This window comes from Microbacterium sp. MEC084 (assembly GCF_004514465.2).
GTDB lineage: Bacteria > Actinomycetota > Actinomycetes > Actinomycetales > Microbacteriaceae > Microbacterium.
The window spans coordinates 239,927-256,328 of sequence record NZ_MYFP02000003.1; the positions used below are offsets into that span (position 1 = coordinate 239,927).

At 72.5% G+C, this 16,402-nt stretch carries 16 protein-coding genes; 9 read left to right on the top strand and 7 right to left on the bottom strand.

Annotated features, from left to right (window positions below; translation table 11 throughout):
• Positions 1 to 141 precede the first annotated feature (141 nt).
• Together B5M43_RS05320 and B5M43_RS05325 are read right to left on the bottom strand one after the other, a co-directional pair.
• Positions 142 to 783, bottom strand: coding sequence for a class I SAM-dependent methyltransferase (locus B5M43_RS05320; protein ID WP_055993267.1), 642 nt, complete (start codon positions 781 to 783; stop codon positions 142 to 144).
• 102 nt (positions 784 to 885) lie between these two features.
• Positions 886 to 1,350, bottom strand: coding sequence for a GNAT family N-acetyltransferase (locus B5M43_RS05325; RefSeq protein ID WP_134745735.1), 465 nt, complete (start codon positions 1,348 to 1,350; stop codon positions 886 to 888).
• A 70-nt stretch (positions 1,351 to 1,420) separates the two neighbouring features.
• On the opposite strand from B5M43_RS05325, the gene dapB reads away from it, so the two are divergent.
• Together dapB and B5M43_RS05335 are read left to right on the top strand one after the other, a co-directional pair.
• On the top strand, positions 1,421 to 2,227 hold the full coding sequence (gene dapB, locus B5M43_RS05330; RefSeq protein ID WP_055993271.1) for a 4-hydroxy-tetrahydrodipicolinate reductase: 807 nt from the start codon (positions 1,421 to 1,423) through the stop codon (positions 2,225 to 2,227).
• Positions 2,224 to 2,667 carry a hypothetical protein gene (locus tag B5M43_RS05335; RefSeq protein WP_134745706.1) on the top strand — a complete coding sequence of 148 codons (444 nt, stop codon included), beginning with the start codon at positions 2,224 to 2,226 and terminating at the stop codon, positions 2,665 to 2,667. Before dapB ends, B5M43_RS05335 begins: the two co-directional genes overlap by 4 nt.
• A 4-nt stretch (positions 2,668 to 2,671) precedes the next feature.
• On the opposite strand, the gene B5M43_RS05340 is transcribed toward B5M43_RS05335, so the two are convergent.
• The 5 genes from B5M43_RS05340 to B5M43_RS05360 form a co-directional block, all read right to left on the bottom strand.
• A complete protein-coding gene (locus tag B5M43_RS05340; protein WP_134745705.1) occupies positions 2,672 to 3,556 on the bottom strand; it encodes a TIGR01777 family oxidoreductase in 885 nt (294 codons plus the stop codon).
• Positions 3,557 to 3,619: 63 nt separating this feature from the next.
• Entirely contained in the window at positions 3,620 to 4,042 is a 423-nt protein-coding gene (locus tag B5M43_RS05345) for an OsmC family protein (RefSeq protein WP_055993275.1), read from the bottom strand.
• 68 nt (positions 4,043 to 4,110) lie between these two features.
• Complete coding sequence (locus B5M43_RS05350; RefSeq protein WP_134745704.1) at positions 4,111 to 4,671, bottom strand: DUF4395 domain-containing protein; 561 nt, start codon at positions 4,669 to 4,671, stop codon at positions 4,111 to 4,113.
• Positions 4,664 to 5,113 (bottom strand): thioredoxin family protein, encoded by a 450-nt coding sequence (locus tag B5M43_RS05355; RefSeq protein ID WP_134745703.1) that lies wholly within the window; start codon positions 5,111 to 5,113, stop codon positions 4,664 to 4,666. Before B5M43_RS05355 ends, B5M43_RS05350 begins: the two co-directional genes overlap by 8 nt.
• Positions 5,114 to 5,222: 109 nt before the next feature.
• Complete coding sequence (locus B5M43_RS05360) at positions 5,223 to 7,496, bottom strand: esterase-like activity of phytase family protein (protein WP_230667689.1); 2,274 nt, start codon at positions 7,494 to 7,496, stop codon at positions 5,223 to 5,225.
• Between the two features lie 137 nt (positions 7,497 to 7,633).
• Between B5M43_RS05360 and B5M43_RS05365 the strand changes: the two genes are divergently transcribed.
• The 7 genes from B5M43_RS05365 to B5M43_RS05395 all read left to right on the top strand — a co-directional run bounded on the left by B5M43_RS05365 (position 7,634) and on the right by B5M43_RS05395 (position 16,399).
• Positions 7,634 to 8,443: a thymidylate synthase gene (locus tag B5M43_RS05365; RefSeq protein WP_055993281.1), complete on the top strand. Its 810-nt coding sequence runs from the start codon at positions 7,634 to 7,636 to the stop codon at positions 8,441 to 8,443.
• Positions 8,443 to 8,946, top strand: coding sequence for a dihydrofolate reductase (locus B5M43_RS05370; protein WP_134745777.1), 504 nt, complete (start codon positions 8,443 to 8,445; stop codon positions 8,944 to 8,946). Before B5M43_RS05365 ends, B5M43_RS05370 begins: the two co-directional genes overlap by 1 nt.
• A 565-nt stretch (positions 8,947 to 9,511) precedes the next feature.
• On the top strand, positions 9,512 to 9,826 hold the full coding sequence (locus tag B5M43_RS15290; protein WP_230667691.1) for an endonuclease domain-containing protein: 315 nt from the start codon (positions 9,512 to 9,514) through the stop codon (positions 9,824 to 9,826).
• A 118-nt stretch (positions 9,827 to 9,944) separates the two neighbouring features.
• Positions 9,945 to 10,922, top strand: a complete 978-nt coding sequence (gene dapA, locus B5M43_RS05380; protein WP_055993285.1) for a 4-hydroxy-tetrahydrodipicolinate synthase — start codon at positions 9,945 to 9,947, stop codon at positions 10,920 to 10,922.
• Between the two features lie 118 nt (positions 10,923 to 11,040).
• Entirely contained in the window at positions 11,041 to 12,717 is a 1,677-nt protein-coding gene (locus B5M43_RS05385; protein WP_055993287.1) for a ribonuclease J, read from the top strand.
• Positions 12,718 to 12,727: 10 nt separating this feature from the next.
• Positions 12,728 to 13,558, top strand: a complete 831-nt coding sequence (locus B5M43_RS05390; RefSeq protein WP_134745779.1) for an MBL fold metallo-hydrolase — start codon at positions 12,728 to 12,730, stop codon at positions 13,556 to 13,558.
• 78 nt (positions 13,559 to 13,636) lie between these two features.
• Positions 13,637 to 16,399 carry a DNA translocase FtsK gene (locus B5M43_RS05395; protein ID WP_134745780.1) on the top strand — a complete coding sequence of 921 codons (2,763 nt, stop codon included), beginning with the start codon at positions 13,637 to 13,639 and terminating at the stop codon, positions 16,397 to 16,399.
• Positions 16,400 to 16,402: the final 3 nt, after the last annotated feature.

The window sequence follows — 16,402 nt, forward strand, 5'->3', positions numbered from 1 at the left end:
TCGTCGGACCGCCGGGCCGCTCGTCGGATCCGCGGGGCTGGTGTCGCCTCGTGAGCCTCAGGCGTGCACATCCGCCCCACCAACCCGACGAACGGACCATGCGATCCGACGACTGGGTGGCCCATCCGACGACCGGGCGCGTCACCGGCGACGCGCGAGCACGAAGCCCTGCGGATGCCGCTCGTGGCCGCTCGGCGCGCGCCTGACGGTCTCGACGATGTCGAACCCGACGTGCTCGAACACCTCGGCCACCCGCGCGGGTTCGTGCAGGACGGCGTGCAGGGTCACGTCCTGGCCGTACGCGCCGGGCGATGTCCGCTCGCCCGTGCCGGCCTGGAACGCGAGCAGCACCGCCCCGCCGGGCGCCGTCCCACGGGCGAACTCCGCGGCGATCGCCGGGATCCCGGCGTCCGGCGTGTGGATGACGGCGTACCAGCACAGGATGCCGCGCACCGCGCCATCGGCGACCGGCAAAGCGCGCAGATCCGCGACGGCGAGCGGGACATCCGGATGCGACAGCTTGGCGTGCGCGAGCATCTCAGGCGACAGGTCGACACCGGTGAGCGTTGAGACGCCGCGCCCAGCGAGGTAGCCGAGCATCCGGCCCGTCCCGCAGCCCGCGTCGAGGACCGGCGCGTCACCCGGCGGCAACGACGCCACGAAGCGGCCGATCAGCGCGAGGTCCGCGTCCGACTCCGCGCGCGTGTCGGGCAGCGCCGCGGCGTAGGCGTCGGCGACCGCAGCGTAGAGCCCGCGCGTGCGGGCCGTGTCGTCATGGCTCACACCGACTGTCTCCCTGCTTCGCACCGGGATCCCACGTTCTCAGGGCGCATCGGACGGATCCGGCCCTGAGCAGCCGGGATCCCCTGAACCGGCGACGTGGCGTCACGCCAGCGGCTTGCCGTACCAGCGCGTGGCGTTGGGGTTGTCGTTGTAGGGGTCGATCGCGGTGAAGCCGGTGCGGGCGTAGAGCGCGGCGGCGGCCTCCAGCGTGTGATGGGTGTCGAGCACGAGCTCCCGCGCGTCCCAGGCGCGGGCGCGGCGCTCGAGCTCCTCGAGCAGCAGGCGACCGGCGCCCAGGCCGCGCGCGGCCGGGCGCATGAAGACGTGCTTGATCTCGAAGCGCGCGCCGTGCGGGCCGTCGGCGATGCGGCGGATCGCGCCGCACCCGATCAGGCCGCGCTCGTCGTGCTCGACGAGGAGCAGGACGCCGTCCGGCGGCGTGAACGCGTCGGCGGCGGGGAACGTCGGGCGGTACTCGCCGGGGAAGCCGGCCGCGCGCTCCGCGAAGTACTCGACGATCAGCTCGTGGGCATCCGGATCGGCGGGGGAGGCGGCGCGGAATTCCATCACGATCCGAGCCTATGCGTCACGGCGCGGCCCCGGACGCGGCGGTATGCGGGCCAATAGGATGGAGCGCATGACGACACGGATCGCCCTCGTCGGCGGCACCGGCAAGCTCGGGAGCATCATCCACGAGGTCATCGGCGAGCTCGACGGCTTCGAGGTCGTCTCGGTGCTCGGCTCGGGCAGCGACCTGGCCGAGCTCGACGGTGCGGACCTCGTGGTCGACGCGTCCACTCCGGCGGTCAGCATCGACGTCGTCCGCGCCGCGATCGAGCGCGGCCTGAACGTGCTGGTCGGCACGAGCGGCTGGTCGGCCGAGCGCATCGCGCTCGTGCGCCCCCTCGTGGACGCCGCCGGCACGGGCGCGGTGTTCATCCCGAACTTCTCGCTGGGCTCCGTGATCGGCAGCGCGATCGCCGCGGCCTCGGCGCGGTTCTTCCCGTTCGCCGAGATCGTCGAGGCGCACCGCGACACCAAGGTCGATTCGCCGAGCGGGACGGCCGTGCGCACGGCCGAGCTGATCACGGCTGCCCGCCGCGCCCCCGTCGAGGCCCCGCACGCCGACCAGCGCGCCCGCGGCCAGCAGGTCGCCAGCGTTCCCGTTCACTCGCTCCGCCGCCCCGGCGTGATCGCGCGCCAGGAGACGATCCTGTCCGGCCCGGGCGAGGCGCTGTCGATCGTGCACGACACGACGGATCCCGCCGCCGCGTACGCGCCGGGCATCCGGATCGCGCTCGAGCACGCGGCCGACGTGCGCGGCGTCGTGATCGGTCTGGAGAGCTTCATCGACATCGGCTTCGGCGCGCCCCGCACGCTCGACGGCAAGCCCGTCGACGCGGGCACGGCGCCCGGCCAGGTCGCGCAGGCGACCAGCGCGTGAGCGTCCGCATCGGCGTGGCCGTGATGGCCGCGCTTCTGGCGCTCTACATCGCGCTCATCGGATGGCGGGCCGTGCAGCTCGTGCAGACCGGGGAGCCCGTGGGCATCGCGATGGGCGTCGCGCTCATCGCCCTGCCGCTGATCGCGATCTGGGCCCTGGGGCGCGAGCTCTGGTTCGGCGTGCGCGCTGAGCAGCTGGCTCGTCGCCTGGAGGCCGAGGGCGGCCTTCCCGACGACGTGGTCGCCACGACCCCGAGCGGCCGCATCTCGCGCGCGGACGGCGACGCGCTGTTCCCGCGCTACCGCGCCGAGGTCGAGGCGGCGCCCGACGACTGGCGCGCGTGGTTCCGCCTCAGCCTGGCCTACGACGCCGCGGGCGACCGTCGCCGGGCGCGCGGCGCCGCGCGCGAGGCCATCCGGCGCGAGGCGGCGACGCGCTGAGCCGCTAGGCCGGGATCGCCGCGGCGATCGCGTCCTCGACGGTCGGATGCCGGAACGCGAACCCGGATGTCCGCAGCGCGTCGGGGACGACGTGCGCGTCGGCCAGGAGCAGACCCTCGGCGGCATCCGCCCCGAGCGCCGCGCGCAGGGCGAGCGCGGGAGCGGGCACGACGAACGGCCGGTTCATCCGGACCGCCAGCGCGAAGCCCAGGTCGTTCGCCGTCGCGCGTGTCGGGCCGGCGAGATTCACCGGCCCGGTGAGCCCGGCGTCGATCACGTGCCGGATGGCCGCGATCTCGTCGTCGAGCGAGATCCACGGCCAGGCCTGCGTGCCGGGGCCGATCGGGCCGGACACGCCCGCGCGCGTGAGCGCGATCAGCGGCTTCAGCACGCCCTCGGCGTGCACCACGGGGGCGGTGCGCAGCAGCGCGACCCGGTCGTCGGCGATGCGCGCGGCGTTCTCCCACTCGACGCAGAGGGCGGCGAGGAACGTGTCGCCGGCGGGCGCATCCTCCGTGAGCACCCGTCCCGGCGCGGATCCGTAGTACCCGACGCCGCTGGCCGAGACGAGCAGGGGGCGCTCGCCGGCGGGCAGCGGCTCGATCGCCCGGGCGAGCGCGCGCGTCGGCGTGAGCCGCGACCACACCAGTTCGCTGCGGTAGCGGCGCGTCCACGGCAGCCGGCCGATGCTCGCGCCGTTGAGCCCCACGACCGCGTCGGCGCCGGCGAGGACCGCGGGGTCGAGCGGATGGCCGTCCAGCCAGCGCACCTCGTCCGGGCCCGCGGGATCCCGGCGCACGAGCCGCGTGACTCGCGCGCCGTCGTGCTCCAGAGACGCGACGAGGGCGCGCCCGATCAGACCGGACGCGCCCCCGACGACGACGTGCATCAGGCCAGCGTCTGCGTTTCGACTCGTCGCTGCGCTCCTCGCTCAACGACCGGAAGCGGCTTGCTACGCAAGCGTGGCCTCGAGGGTGATGTCGACGCCCGCGAGCGCCTGCGAGACCGGGCAGCCCGACTTGGCGCCCTCCGCGATCTCCTGGAACTTGGCGGCGTCGAGGCCGGGGACGACCGCGTTGACGTTGAGGTGGCTGCCGGTGATGCCGGTGCCCGGCTTGAACGTGACCGAGGCGGTCGTGTCCAGCTTCTCGGGCGGGGTGCCGTTCTGCGCCAGAGCGTGCGACAGCGCCATGCTGAAGCAGGAGGCGTGCGCGGCGGCGATGAGCTCCTCGGGCGTGGTGGTCGAGTCCGAGCCCTCGGAACGCGCCTTCCAGTTCACGGGGAACGATCCGATCCCGGATCCGAACGAGACGGTTCCGGATCCCTCCATCAGGCTTCCGGTCCAGGCGGTGGTGGCTTCGCTCGTGACGGTCATGACGTCCTCCGAATCGGTGCGGTTGCGGTCGCGGCCAGCCTATCGACGCCCCGCGCCGACGTCACGGGTCATGCGGCCCGGGAGCGTCCGATCAGGCCCGCCCGCTGCAGGAGCAGGTAGATCTGGCAGCCGAGGCAGAAGCCGAACGCCGCGTTCAGGAACGCGGCGATCAGCGCCGCCGCGGCCGCGATCCCGAGCGCCCACGGCACGCCGGCCGCGTGCAGGATGAGTCCCGCGCCCGTGACGAACAGGCCGACGCCCTGCGCGAACCGCGGCGGGCGGGGGTCCTCGAGCTCGGCGGGCGGCGCCAGGCGCGGCCGCACGAAGCGGCGGAACACGACGCCCCACGGCGCGGTGCGGGGCGAGACCACGGCCCACAGGAACAGGGCGGCGATGACGACCAGCAGGATGAACGCGGGATCGGCGAGGTGCCGCCACGGCGCGAGACCGGGATGGAACGCCGCGCCGGTGAGCGGCTGGTACGCGAACCAGCCGAAGCTGACGGGTTCGCTGACCCGCGGCGACGTGCCCACCAGCGCGAGGTACGTCGCGACCGCGAGCAGCACGGTCGTGATGGCGGCCGCGAAGCGCGGTCCGCGCGGGTCGATTCCGGCGGGTGACTCAGACACGGGCGTCCTCCTCGAGGCGGTCGAGCTCGGCGATCACGTCGTCGCGGCGCGGGGCGCCGCCGATGCGGCCGCGGACCGCGCCGCGTCCGTCGACGATCAGGGTGGTGGGGGTCTGCAGCACGCCGTAGTGGCGGGCGACGTGCGGGCGCTGCGTGAGGTCGACGTCCACGTGCGTCACGCCGGGGCGCTCGTCCGCGACGGCGCCCAGCAGCCGGCGCGCGGCCGGGCAGCGCGTGCAGTACTCGGTGCTGAACTGCAGCAGCGTCGCGGTCTCGCCGAACGCGACGTCGGCCGGATCCAGCCCCAGGGAGTGCGCGGACACGTGCGCGATGTCGTGCGCGCGGTGCCGCACGCGTCCCTCGCGGCGGCGGAGCAGCACGCCGATCGCGGTCGCGACCGCGAGCACGGCCGCGAGCACGGCGAAGGCGGTGATCGGGTCCACGCGGGAAGGCTAACGCGGACCGGCACGGGCGCGTCCCGCCGGCGACGCACGCGGTAACAGGACGGGGCCGGATCGCCCTCCGGCGATCCGGCCCCGCGTTCTGGGTGCGTCAGCCCGCGACGGTCGCGGCGGCGATGTCGGGGTTGTCGCTGAACAGGCCGTCGATGCCGGCGTCGAGGAACGCCCGGATCTCGCCGGCCAGGTCACCGGCCGCGTTCGGGTCGCTGCTCGAGCGGAAGTCCGCCGCGAGGAAGCGGTTCTCGACGCGGAACGTCCACGCGTGGACGTCGAGGCCCGCCGCGTGGGCGTCGTCGACGACCGGGCTCGGCGCCGACAGCGTGCCGTCGGCGTTGCGCGGGATGATCACGTTCTTCTCCGCGCCGATCCCGTCGGCGTACGTCGCGATCTCGGCCAGACCCTCGGGCGTCACGAGGTCGGCGTAGGTGCGCGGGTCGCCCGCGGCGGCCAGGTCGTATGGCGCGCCCGAGCTGCTGATGAGCTGCGCGAGCGTGACGTCGGTCTGCTCGTTCAGGTCCCGCAGGTTGCCGGTCTCGAAGCTCTGCAGGATGACCGGGGCCTCGGCGTCATCCAGCTCGTTGCGCTGCAGCTGGGCCACGAGCGGCTCCTCGAGCGACAGGCCGATCGAGTCGAAGTACGTCGGGTGCTTCGTCTCGGGGTAGACGCCGACCGGGCGGCCGTCGCAGGTCAGCGAGCGGCGCGCCAGGTCCATGACCTCGTCCAGGGTCGGGATGAGGTAGAGGCCGTCGAACGCGGCGCTCTGCGGGCGCACGTCGGGCAGGCGCTCCTCGGCGCGGAGCGTGCGCAGCTCGGCGAGCGTGAAGTCCTCCGTGAACCAGCCCGTCACCGCGACGCCGTCGATCGTCTTCGTGGTGCGTCGGTCGGCGAACTCGGGTCGGCTGGCGACATCCGTCGTCCCGCCGATCTCGTTCTCGTGGCGGGCGACGAGCACGCCGTCCTTCGTCGCGACGACGTCCGGCTCGATGAATTCGGCGCACTGCGTGATGGCCGTCTCGTACGCCGCGAGCGTGTGCTCGGGGCGGTAGCCGCTGGCGCCGCGGTGGGCCACGACGGTCACGGCGTCGGCCTTCGAGACGGTGCGCTCGAGGTCGACGATCGCGAACTCCGTGTCATCCGGCGTGCCCGTGCTGCGCGCGTCGTTGCCGGGATAGTTGTTGTCGTTGCCGATCAGCAGCGTTCCGTCCCGGAGCTGCAGCACGGTCTCGAACGACTGCACGGGCAGCGAGTAGGTGTCGCCGAGGCCGTAGCCCTCGCCCGCGTCGATGCCGTGCGGGTTGTCGATCCGGAGCGCGTCGAGCACGAGGGTCTTGCGGAGATTGCCCTCGGCGTCCGTGCGCTTCAGGTCGACGCGGTAGACGCGCTTGATGACCGACTGCGCGCCCTCGAAGTCGTCGCGCTCGATGAGCAGCAGCTCGCCGTTCGGGGTCGCGAAGGCGTCGCCGATCACGTCCGTGGCCTGGTCGGCCTGGTACGACCACGTGCGGCCGGTGTACGCGCCGGTGCGGGTGTCGAACTGGTGGATCACGCGGCGGCGCTGGTCCTCGTCGGCGAGGTAGGCGCCCTCGAGCACGGGGTAGAGGTAGCGGCCGTCCTGCGAGCCGGCCATGGCTTCGAAGCCGCGGCTCGCGGCGACCGTGGGCTGCTCGCCCGGCGCGAGGTAGGGGCTCTGCGGCGACGCGGCGCCCTCGAGCGGGAACGGCTTCTCGAGCAGCGTGCCGTCGGCGTCGAAGTGCAGCAGGAACGGGCCGAACTCCTCGCCGACCCAGAACGTGCCGTCCTTGGCCCGCACGACCGACTCGATGTCGAAGTCGGCGCCGGTCAGCAGGCGCTCGTCGGTGTCCTCGTTCACGATCGGGAAGTCGAGCACGTCGTTGCGGTCGTTGTACTCGATGAACGACTCGATCTCGATCTCGCCCGCGCCGCCCTCGGCCGTCTGCCAGGCCGGGCGCACCAGGTAGTTGCGCAGCAGGAAGTCGGCCGAGTTGCCCTTCGAGCCGAATCCGTTGTCGGGCTGCGCCCAGAACGTCCCGTCGCCGTTGTCCACCATGGCCGAGAAGCCCGGGATGACCTGGCCGTCGAACGGGCCTCTGCGCCCGTTGTTCGGCGTCACCGCGGCACCCGAGTCGGGGCCCGGGGCGAGGAAGTCGGCCGACAGCGTCGCGCGGGCGACCAGCGTCGGGACGGTCGTCGCAGCGGCGTGCGCCGGCGGGGTGCCGCCCGATGCGGCGGGCGCGGTCTGCGCGACGGCGGGCGCCGGCACGAGGGCCGCGATGAGGGCGGTGGCTGTCAGTGCGGTGAGCGCGGCGGGCGTTGCGAGCCGGCGGCGCGGGGGGAGGGATGTCACGTCGCCCAGCGTGGTCACGCCGGGCGACGCGCCGTCGACCGGCGGGTGAACGAGGGGAGAACTCCACGCCCGCGCGCGCCGTCGCGGATCGCCGTGCGGCTGATCCGGATGTCCCTCGCCCGGGCTACCCTGATCACGTGAGCCAGGCGATCCCGACCCCCTATGAGGACCTGCTGCGCGACGTGCTCGAGCACGGCACGCACAAGGACGACCGGACGGGCACGGGGACGACCAGCGTGTTCGGCCGCCAGCTGCGCTGCGATCTCTCGCAGAGCTTCCCCCTGATCACCACCAAGCGCGTGCACTTCAAGTCGGTCGCGCTGGAGCTGCTGTGGTTCCTGCGCGGCGACTCCAACGTGCGGTGGCTGCAGGAGCGCGGCGTCACGATCTGGGACGAATGGGCCGACGCCGAGGGCGAACTCGGGCCCGTGTACGGCGTGCAGTGGCGGTCCTGGCCGACGCCGAGCGGCGAGCAGATCGACCAGATCCAGCAGGCGGTCGACCAGATCCGGACGAACCCCGACTCGCGGCGCATCCTGGTGTCGGCGTGGAACCCGGCGGACATCCCCGACATGGCGCTCGCGCCGTGCCATGCGATGTTCCAGTTCTACGTCGCCGACGGGAAGCTGTCGTGCCAGCTCTACCAGCGCAGCGCCGACATGTTCCTCGGCGTGCCGTTCAACATCGCGTCGTACGCGCTCCTGACGCTCATGATGGCGCAGCAGACCGGTCTCGAGCCCGGCGAGTTCGTGTGGACCGGCGGCGACTGCCACATCTACGACAACCACCGCGAGCAGGTCGCCGAGCAGCTCTCGCGCGAGCCCTACCCGTACCCGACGCTCGAGATCACGCGGAAGCCCGCGTCGATCTTCGAGTACGAGTTCGAGGACTTCGCGCTGCACGACTACCAGCACCACCCGCCGATCCGCGGCGCGGTCGCGGTCTGATGCCCATCCGGGCGATCTGGGCACAGGCGTCCACGGGCGCGATCGGCGCCCAGGGCGGCATGCCGTGGGATCTGCCGGAGGACCTGGCGTTCTTCAAGCGCGCCACGAGCGGATGCCCCGTGCTGATGGGCCGCCGCACCTGGCAGTCGTTCCCCGAGCGCTTCCGCCCGCTGCCGGACCGCCCCAACATCGTCGTCACGCGCGACGAGGGCTTCGAGGCCCCCGGCGCCCAGGTCGTCCACTCGCTCGACGACGCCCTGGAGGAGGCCGCGAAGCTCGACGACGAGGTGTGGGTCATCGGGGGAGCGGAGATCTACCGCCAGGCCATGCCGCTGCTCGACGAGCTCTGGGTCACGCGCATCGATCTCGACGTCGACGGCGACGCCTACGCGCCCGAGATCGACGACTCGTGGCACCTCGTCCGCTCCGACCCGGCAGACGGCGGCTGGCACACCAGCCGCACCGGCACCCGCTATCGCTTCGAGGTCCTCCGCCGCTCCTGACCCGGCGTCCGGGCCGGGCCGCCCGGGGCCTCCGGACTTGTCCCGTCCTCGGGGGAGGCGGTGCAGGTGGTGACGGATGAGGACGACACGCGCACACGCGTCCCACGTCCCCTGACGACGGGACGGCGGGCGCGCGCCGGGATGTCGTCCACATCCCCGGCGACGGGATGGGCTCGTCCACAGATGCCGGATACGGCCGATCGAGGCGGGTTGCTCGAGCACCGTGTGCTGCATGAGAGTGATCGAGGCGGGAGTGTGGCGCACCGCCGAGCTGTACGCGAGGGGCATGACCAAGCGAGACATCGCTGCATCGTGCTCGGTGGGTGTCCTCATCCGCATTCGCCGGGGTGTGTACCGCGGTCGGTCGGCGCCCGCTGAAGTCGTGCTCGCGGCCGAGCATGGTGGCGCGCTCGCGTGCGCGTCCGCTCTGCGCCATCACGGGATCTGGACGTTCGAGCGCGATCGCCGGGCGCATGTCTGGCTGGGCGAGCACGGAAGCAGTCATACGCATGCCGGATGCCGATGCGTCTCGCACTGGGATGGACAGGGTGCCGGATTCGGGGTGGTGCCGCTCATCGATGCACTGATCCAGGCGGCCGACTGCCTGGGGCAGGAGGCGTTCCTCGTGGCGTGTCAGGTGCGGATCCGTCACGTCGGCCGGGTCGACTTCGTGCTCGCGGGCCGCGTGATCCTCGAGGTGGACGGCAAGGAGAACCACGACGGCCCGAGCGAGCGCCACAAGGATCTGCGCCGTGACGCGATCGCCATCTCGCTCGGCTTCACACCGCTGCGGTTCGACTACTCCCTAGTGATGTACGAGTGGCCGATCGTGGAGCGCGCCATCCTCGCCGCACTGTCCCGTCCTCAGGGGCTGCGGTGAAGCTGAGGCCTGCTGGGGCCGACCCGCGCACACCAGCCCCACGTCCCCTGAGGACGGGACCCGTCACATGGAACGCGCGCGCGTGAGTCACCCAGCCCGCGCGCGATAGCCTGGAGCCATGACGCACTCGGGCAACCCCTTCGGACAGGTGCTCGTCGCGCTCGTCACTCCGATGACGGCCGACGGCGAGGTCGACTGGCCCGCCGTCGAGAAGCACATCGACGACGTGATCGTGTCGGGCGCCGACGGGATCGTCGTCACCGGCACGACGGGCGAGACCTCGACGCTCACGGACCCCGAGAAGATCCGCCTCGTGGAGGTCGGCAAGGACGTCGCCGCGGGCCGCGCCAAGATCATCACGGGCGGCGGCTCGAACGAGACCGCGCACGCGATCGAGCTCTACCAGAAGAGCGAGAAGGCCGGCGCCGACGGCATCATGATCGTCACGCCGTACTACAACAAGCCCACCCAGGCGGGCATCCTGACGCACTTCCGGCTGGTCGCGGATGCGACGGATCTGCCGGTCATCCTGTACGACATCCCGGGCCGCACCGGCGTGCCGATCAAATACGAGACCATGCTGCGCCTCGCGAAGCACCCGAACATCCTCGCGGTGAAGGACGCCAAGGGCGACTTCAGCGAGGTCAGCCGCGTGCTCAACCAGACCGACCTGATGTACTTCTCGGGCGACGACGCCAACGTGCTGCCGCACCTCGCGATCGGCGCCACGGGCCTGATCGGCGTGACGGCCAACATCGCCGCCGCGCCGTACCGCGTGATCGTCGACGCGGTGAACCGCGGCGACCTGGCCGCGGCCACCGAGCAGCACAAGAAGCTCGAGCCGCTCGTCCGCGCCGTCATGACGCACGTCCCGGGCACGGTCTCGACGAAGTACATCCTGCACGGCCTCGGCCGCATCTCCAGCCCGCGCGTGCGCCTGCCGCTCGTGGGTCCGGAGGAGTGGGAGGCCGCCATCATCGAGGACGAGCTCGCCCTCGTGAAGGACGTCGACGGCGTCGACTTCTCCAACTTCCGCCCCGACCGCAACGCGGCCGCCGGCGGCGCCCTGCCCAAGGTGCCGGGCACCACGCGCTGACGCGCCCACGGATCTCCCGCGGCCGAGAAGGCCGCACAGCACAACACAACAACGAATCCGGATGCCCCGCGGGCGTCCGGAAGGGCCCGCGCGAGCGGCGCCCGCGAAAGGCGGACCCATGTCCACTCCGGTCTACGATCCCCCCGCTGTCGCGCCCGGCACGCTGCGCGTGACCCCGCTCGGCGGCCTCGGCGAGGTCGGCCGCAACATGACCACGTATGAGTTCGACGGCAAGATCCTGATCATCGACTGCGGCGTGCTGTTCCCCGAGGAGCACCAGCCCGGCGTCGACCTGATCCTGCCCGACTTCGAGCCCATCAAGGGGCGCCTCGACGACATCGTCGGCGTGGTCCTCACGCACGGCCATGAGGACCACATCGGCGCCGTCCCGTACCTGCTCAAGCTGCGTCAGGACATCCCGCTGATCGGCTCGGCCCTCACGCTCGCGCTCGTCGAGGCCAAGCTCAAGGAGCACCGGATCAAGCCGCTCCTGACGGTGGTCAAGGAGGACGAGAGCTGGGACATCGGCCCGTTCGACCTGGAGTTCGTGGCGGTCAACCACTCGATCCCCGACGCGCTCGCGGTCGCGGTCCGCACGCCGGCCGGCCTCGTGCTCCACACGGGCGACTTCAAGATGGACCAGCTGCCGCTGGACGGCCGGATCACCGACCTGCGCGCGTTCGCACGGCTCGGCGAGGAGGGCGTGGACCTGTTCCTGCCCGATTCGACCAACGCCGACGTGCCCGGCTTCACGCCCACCGAGCGCGCGATCGGCCCGGTCATCGACCAGGTGATCTCCAAGACCCCCGGCCGGGTGATCGTGGCGAGCTTCTCGAGCCACGTGCACCGCGTGCAGCAGGTGCTGGACGCCGCAGCCGCCAACGGCCGCCGCGTCGCCCTGCTGGGGCGCAGCATGGTGCGCAACATGACGATCGCCGCCGAGCTCGGCTACCTCAAGGTGCCGGACGGCGTGCTGGTCGACTACAAGAAGGCCAAGGACATCCCGGACGACCAGATCGTCTACATGTCGACCGGTTCGCAGGGCGAGCCGATGGCCGTGCTGAGCCGCATGGCCAACCTCGACCACGCGATCGAGCCGGGCGAGGGCGACACCGTGATCCTCGCCTCGAGCCAGATCCCGGGGAACGAGACGTCGATCTACCGCGTGATCGACGGGCTCACCAAGCTCGGCGCGAACGTCGTCCACAAGTCCAACGCGAAGGTCCACGTCTCGGGTCACGCGGCGGCGGGCGAGCTGCTCTACTGCTACAACATCCTCAAGCCCAAGAACGTGCTCCCGGTGCACGGCGAGTACCGGCACCTGATGGCGAACGCCAAGCTCGCGCAGGACACGGGCATCCCGGAGGAGCGCACCATCATCGGCGAGAACGGCACGGTGGTCGACCTGAAGGACGGCGTCGCGCGCGTCGCCGGGCAGCTCGACCTCGGCTTCGTCTACGTCGACGGATCGACCGTGGGGGAGATCACGGACGCGGACCTCAAGGACCGCCGCACGCTCGGCGAGGAGGGCTTCGTCTCGGTCATCGTCGTGGTCGACGCCGCGACCGGCCGGATCATCACGGGCCCCGAGATCCACGCGCGGGGCATCGCCGAGGACGACGCGGTGTTCGAGGCCGTCAAGCCGAAGATCGCCAAGGCGCTCGAGGAGGCAGCGGCGTCGGGGGTGCGCGACAACCACGCCCTGTCGCAGACCGTGCGCCGCACGATCGGCCGCTGGGTGAACCAGTCGCTGCGCCGCCGGCCGATGATCGTCCCCCTCGTCATCGAGGCCTGAGCCGCGCAGGATGACCGCTCGGTCGCTCGCGGAGGTCGCCCCCGGCGTGTTCGTCGCCGAGTCGGAGATCTGGGCGTCGAACACCGTGGTGGTGGTCGACCGCTCCGGATCGGCCCTGATCGTCGACCCCGGGATCACGACGGCCGAGCTCGACGGGCTGGCCGCGGCGATGCGCGCGCGTGGCTGGCGGGTCGCGGCGGGCGTCGCGACGCATCCGCACTGGGATCACGTGCTGTGGCACCCGGACCTGGGCGAGGTGCCCCGGTTCGCGACCGCGCGCGCCGTCGCGGTGATGGCGGGCGACCGCGGGCGCTCGTGGGCCGAGGCCGCCCAGGCCGCGCCCGGGCTCGAGGAGGAGCTGTTCGGCGTGCTCGCGGCGCTGCCGGACGAGGCGGACGAGCTTCCGCCGCCTGCGCCGTCGGGGATCGCGGTGCTGCGGCACGACGCCCACGTCCCCGGCCACCTCGCCCTCGCGGTGGGGGAGGCCCTGCTGGTCGGCGACATGCTCTCGCAGCGCGAGGTCCCGCTGCTCGACGTCGGCCATGCCGGCGAGGACCGCGAGCCGCCGTCCGATCCGGTCGGCGACTACCGCGCGGCGCTCGATCTGCTCGAATCCTCGGCCGCGCGGCGCGGCACGCGGGTGATCGTCCCCGGCCACGGGCCGGTCACGCGGGGCTCCGAGGCGATGGCCGAGCTGTTCGCCCGCGATCGCGGCTATCTCGACGCGCTCGAGCGCGAGGCCGCGGGCGGGGAGCCCACCACCGACGCGCGGCTGGCGGACGAGTGGGTCGCGCAGCAGCACGCCGCCCACGTGGCGCGCCTGCGGGCCCTCGCCGGCTGAGCCGCCCAGCCCCGCGGATCCGCGGCATCCACGGCGTCGCTCCCGCGGGATGTCGGCCCCCGCGCGTACCGTGGAGGCATGCCACGCACGCCCGCCGCGTCCAAGACCTCCGGCACCAGGAGCCGGGCGGCCTCGAAGAACGAGGCCGCGAACGGCTCGCGCGCGCGCAAGAAGCCGGATCCGGCCCCCAAGCCCTACTTCGAGGCCTCCGACCGGCCTCCGGTGGCCGTGCGCGCCTGGAACGGCCTCGGTCACGCGGTCGGCGGCCTGTTCCGGGCGTTCGGCCTCGAGGCGCTCGAGAAGGATCAGCGCCGCGACGGATTCCCGCTGCTGCTCGTGCTCCTCGCGGTGGCGGGCGCCGTCACCGAGTGGTTCTTCATCGGCCACGAGGTCGCCGCGAACATCAGCGCCTACACCTTCGGCGGGCTGATCGGCCGCACGGCGTTCGTCTTCCCGGTCGCGCTGCTGCTGCTGGCCGGCTGGCTGTTCCGCCACCCGTCGTCCGTGCACGACAACGGCCGGATCGGCATCGGCTTCGCGCTCCTCACGCTCACGGTCGCCGGCTTCTGCCACGTCGCCGGCGAGCGCCCGCAGCCCTCGCTCGGGATGCCCGCCCTCAGCCAGGCGGGCGGCCTGTTCGGGTGGATGGTCGGGGAGCCGCTCGCGCTGCTGCTCACCGACATCGGCGCGTACGTCGCGCTGTCGCTGCTCGCCGCGCTCAGCGTCCTGATCATCACCAAGACGCCGCCGAACCGCATCGGCCAGCGCCTGGGCGACCTGTACGCCTGGATGTTCGGCGCCGAGCGCCCCGAGCCCGGCGACAAGGCCGACCCGGCGGCCACCGCCGCGACCGAGGTGCTGCCGCAGGACGACGCCGAGGCCGCGCTGCCGTGGTGGCGCCGCAACAAGTCCGGCCGCGAGGAGGACCCGGATGTCGTCGACTCGCCCCAGGACCTGACGGAGCTGCTGACCGAGCAGCGCGACGGCGGCTACGACAAGGCGATCGTCGTCGCGGATCCCGAGCCCGAGCCCGACTCGGCCACCGCCGTGCTCAGCTCGCTCAGCGGCCTGACCGGCGGTCTCGCCGAGCGCGGCTCGACCGGGCTCGTGGGCGACGGCGACGACTCCGACACGGGCGAGCTGCCGGGCCTGATCGGCTTCGGAACGGACGGCCCGGGCGCGCGCGGCCCGCAGCCGCCGGCCGCGCCGTACGTGCTGCCCTCGCCCGCGTCGCTGTCGGCAGGCCCGCCGTCCGTGGCGCGCAGCGAGGCCAACGACCGCGTCGTCGAGCAGCTCACGCGCGTGCTCGCCGAGTTCAAGGTCGAGGCGAAGGTCACCGGCTTCTCGCGCGGCCCGACCGTCACGCAGTACGAGATCGAGCTCGCGCCCGGCGTGCGCGTCGAGCGGATCACGCAGCTTCAGAGCAACATCTCGTACGCTGTCGCGTCGAACGACGTGCGCATCCTCGCGCCGATCCCCGGCAAGAGCGCGATCGGCATCGAGATCCCCAACACGGACCGCGAGACGGTCGCACTCGGCGACGTGCTGCGCTCGGCCGCCGCGCAGAAGTCGAGCCACCCGCTCACGGTCGGCGTGGGCAAGGACGTGGGTGGCGGCTTCGTCGTCGCGAACCTCGCCAAGATGCCACACCTGCTCGTGGCCGGCTCGACCGGCTCCGGGAAGTCGAGCTTCATCAACTCGATGATCACCAGCATCCTCATGCGGGCGAAGCCCAGCGAGGTGCGCATGGTGCTCGTCGACCCCAAGCGCGTGGAGCTCACGAACTACGCCGGCGTTCCGCACCTCATCACGCCCATCATCACGAACCCCAAGAAGGCCGCCGAGGCGCTGCAGTGGGTCGTGAAGGAGATGGACATGCGGTACGACGACCTCGCGTCGTTCGGCTTCCGCCACGTCGACGACTTCAACGCGGCCCTCGCCCGCGGCGAGGTGGAGGTGCCGGCGGGCAGCGAGCGCGTGCTCAAGCCGTACCCCTACCTGCTGGTCGTGGTCGACGAGCTCGCCGACCTGATGATGGTGGCGCCGCGCGACGTCGAGGACTCGATCGTCCGCATCACCCAGCTCGCGCGCGCGGCCGGCATCCACCTCGTGCTCGCCACGCAGCGCCCGTCGGTGAACGTCGTGACGGGCCTGATCAAGGCCAATGTGCCGTCGCGCCTGGCGTTCGCCGTGACGAGCGTGACCGACAGCCGCGTCATCCTCGACGAGGGCGGCGCCGACAAGCTGATCGGCCAGGGTGACGCGCTGTTCTCGCCCATGGGCTCCTCGAAGGCGATCCGCGTGCAGGGCGCGTGGGTCACCGAGGAGGAGATCGACCGCGTCGTCAAGCACGTCACGGGCCAGGCCCGGCCCGAGTACCGCGCGGATGTCGCGGAGGCCATCGAGTCCAAGAAGAAGGAGATCGACGAGGACATCGGCGACGACCTCGAGGTGCTCCTCGCCGCGGCCGAGCTGGTCGTCACGAGCCAGTTCGGGTCGACCTCGATGCTGCAGCGCAAGCTGCGCGTGGGCTTCGCGAAGGCGGGGCGCCTCATGGACCTGCTCGAATCCCGCGAGATCGTCGGGCCCTCCGAGGGCTCCAAGGCGCGTGACGTGCTGGTGACGCCGGAGCAGCTCCCCGAGGTGCTGGCGCGCATCAAGGGCGAGGAGCCGCCCGCGCGGACCGCACCGGCCGCCGCCGCGGCCGAGGCGCCGGCGACCGAGGACGGCTACGGCGACGACCGCTACGGCGAGGACCCGATCGAGGCGCAGTTCCAGGGATATCCGGTGGAGGACGACGAGGGCGACGAGGACGCCTGGCAGCTGACCGGGCGAGACTGATCC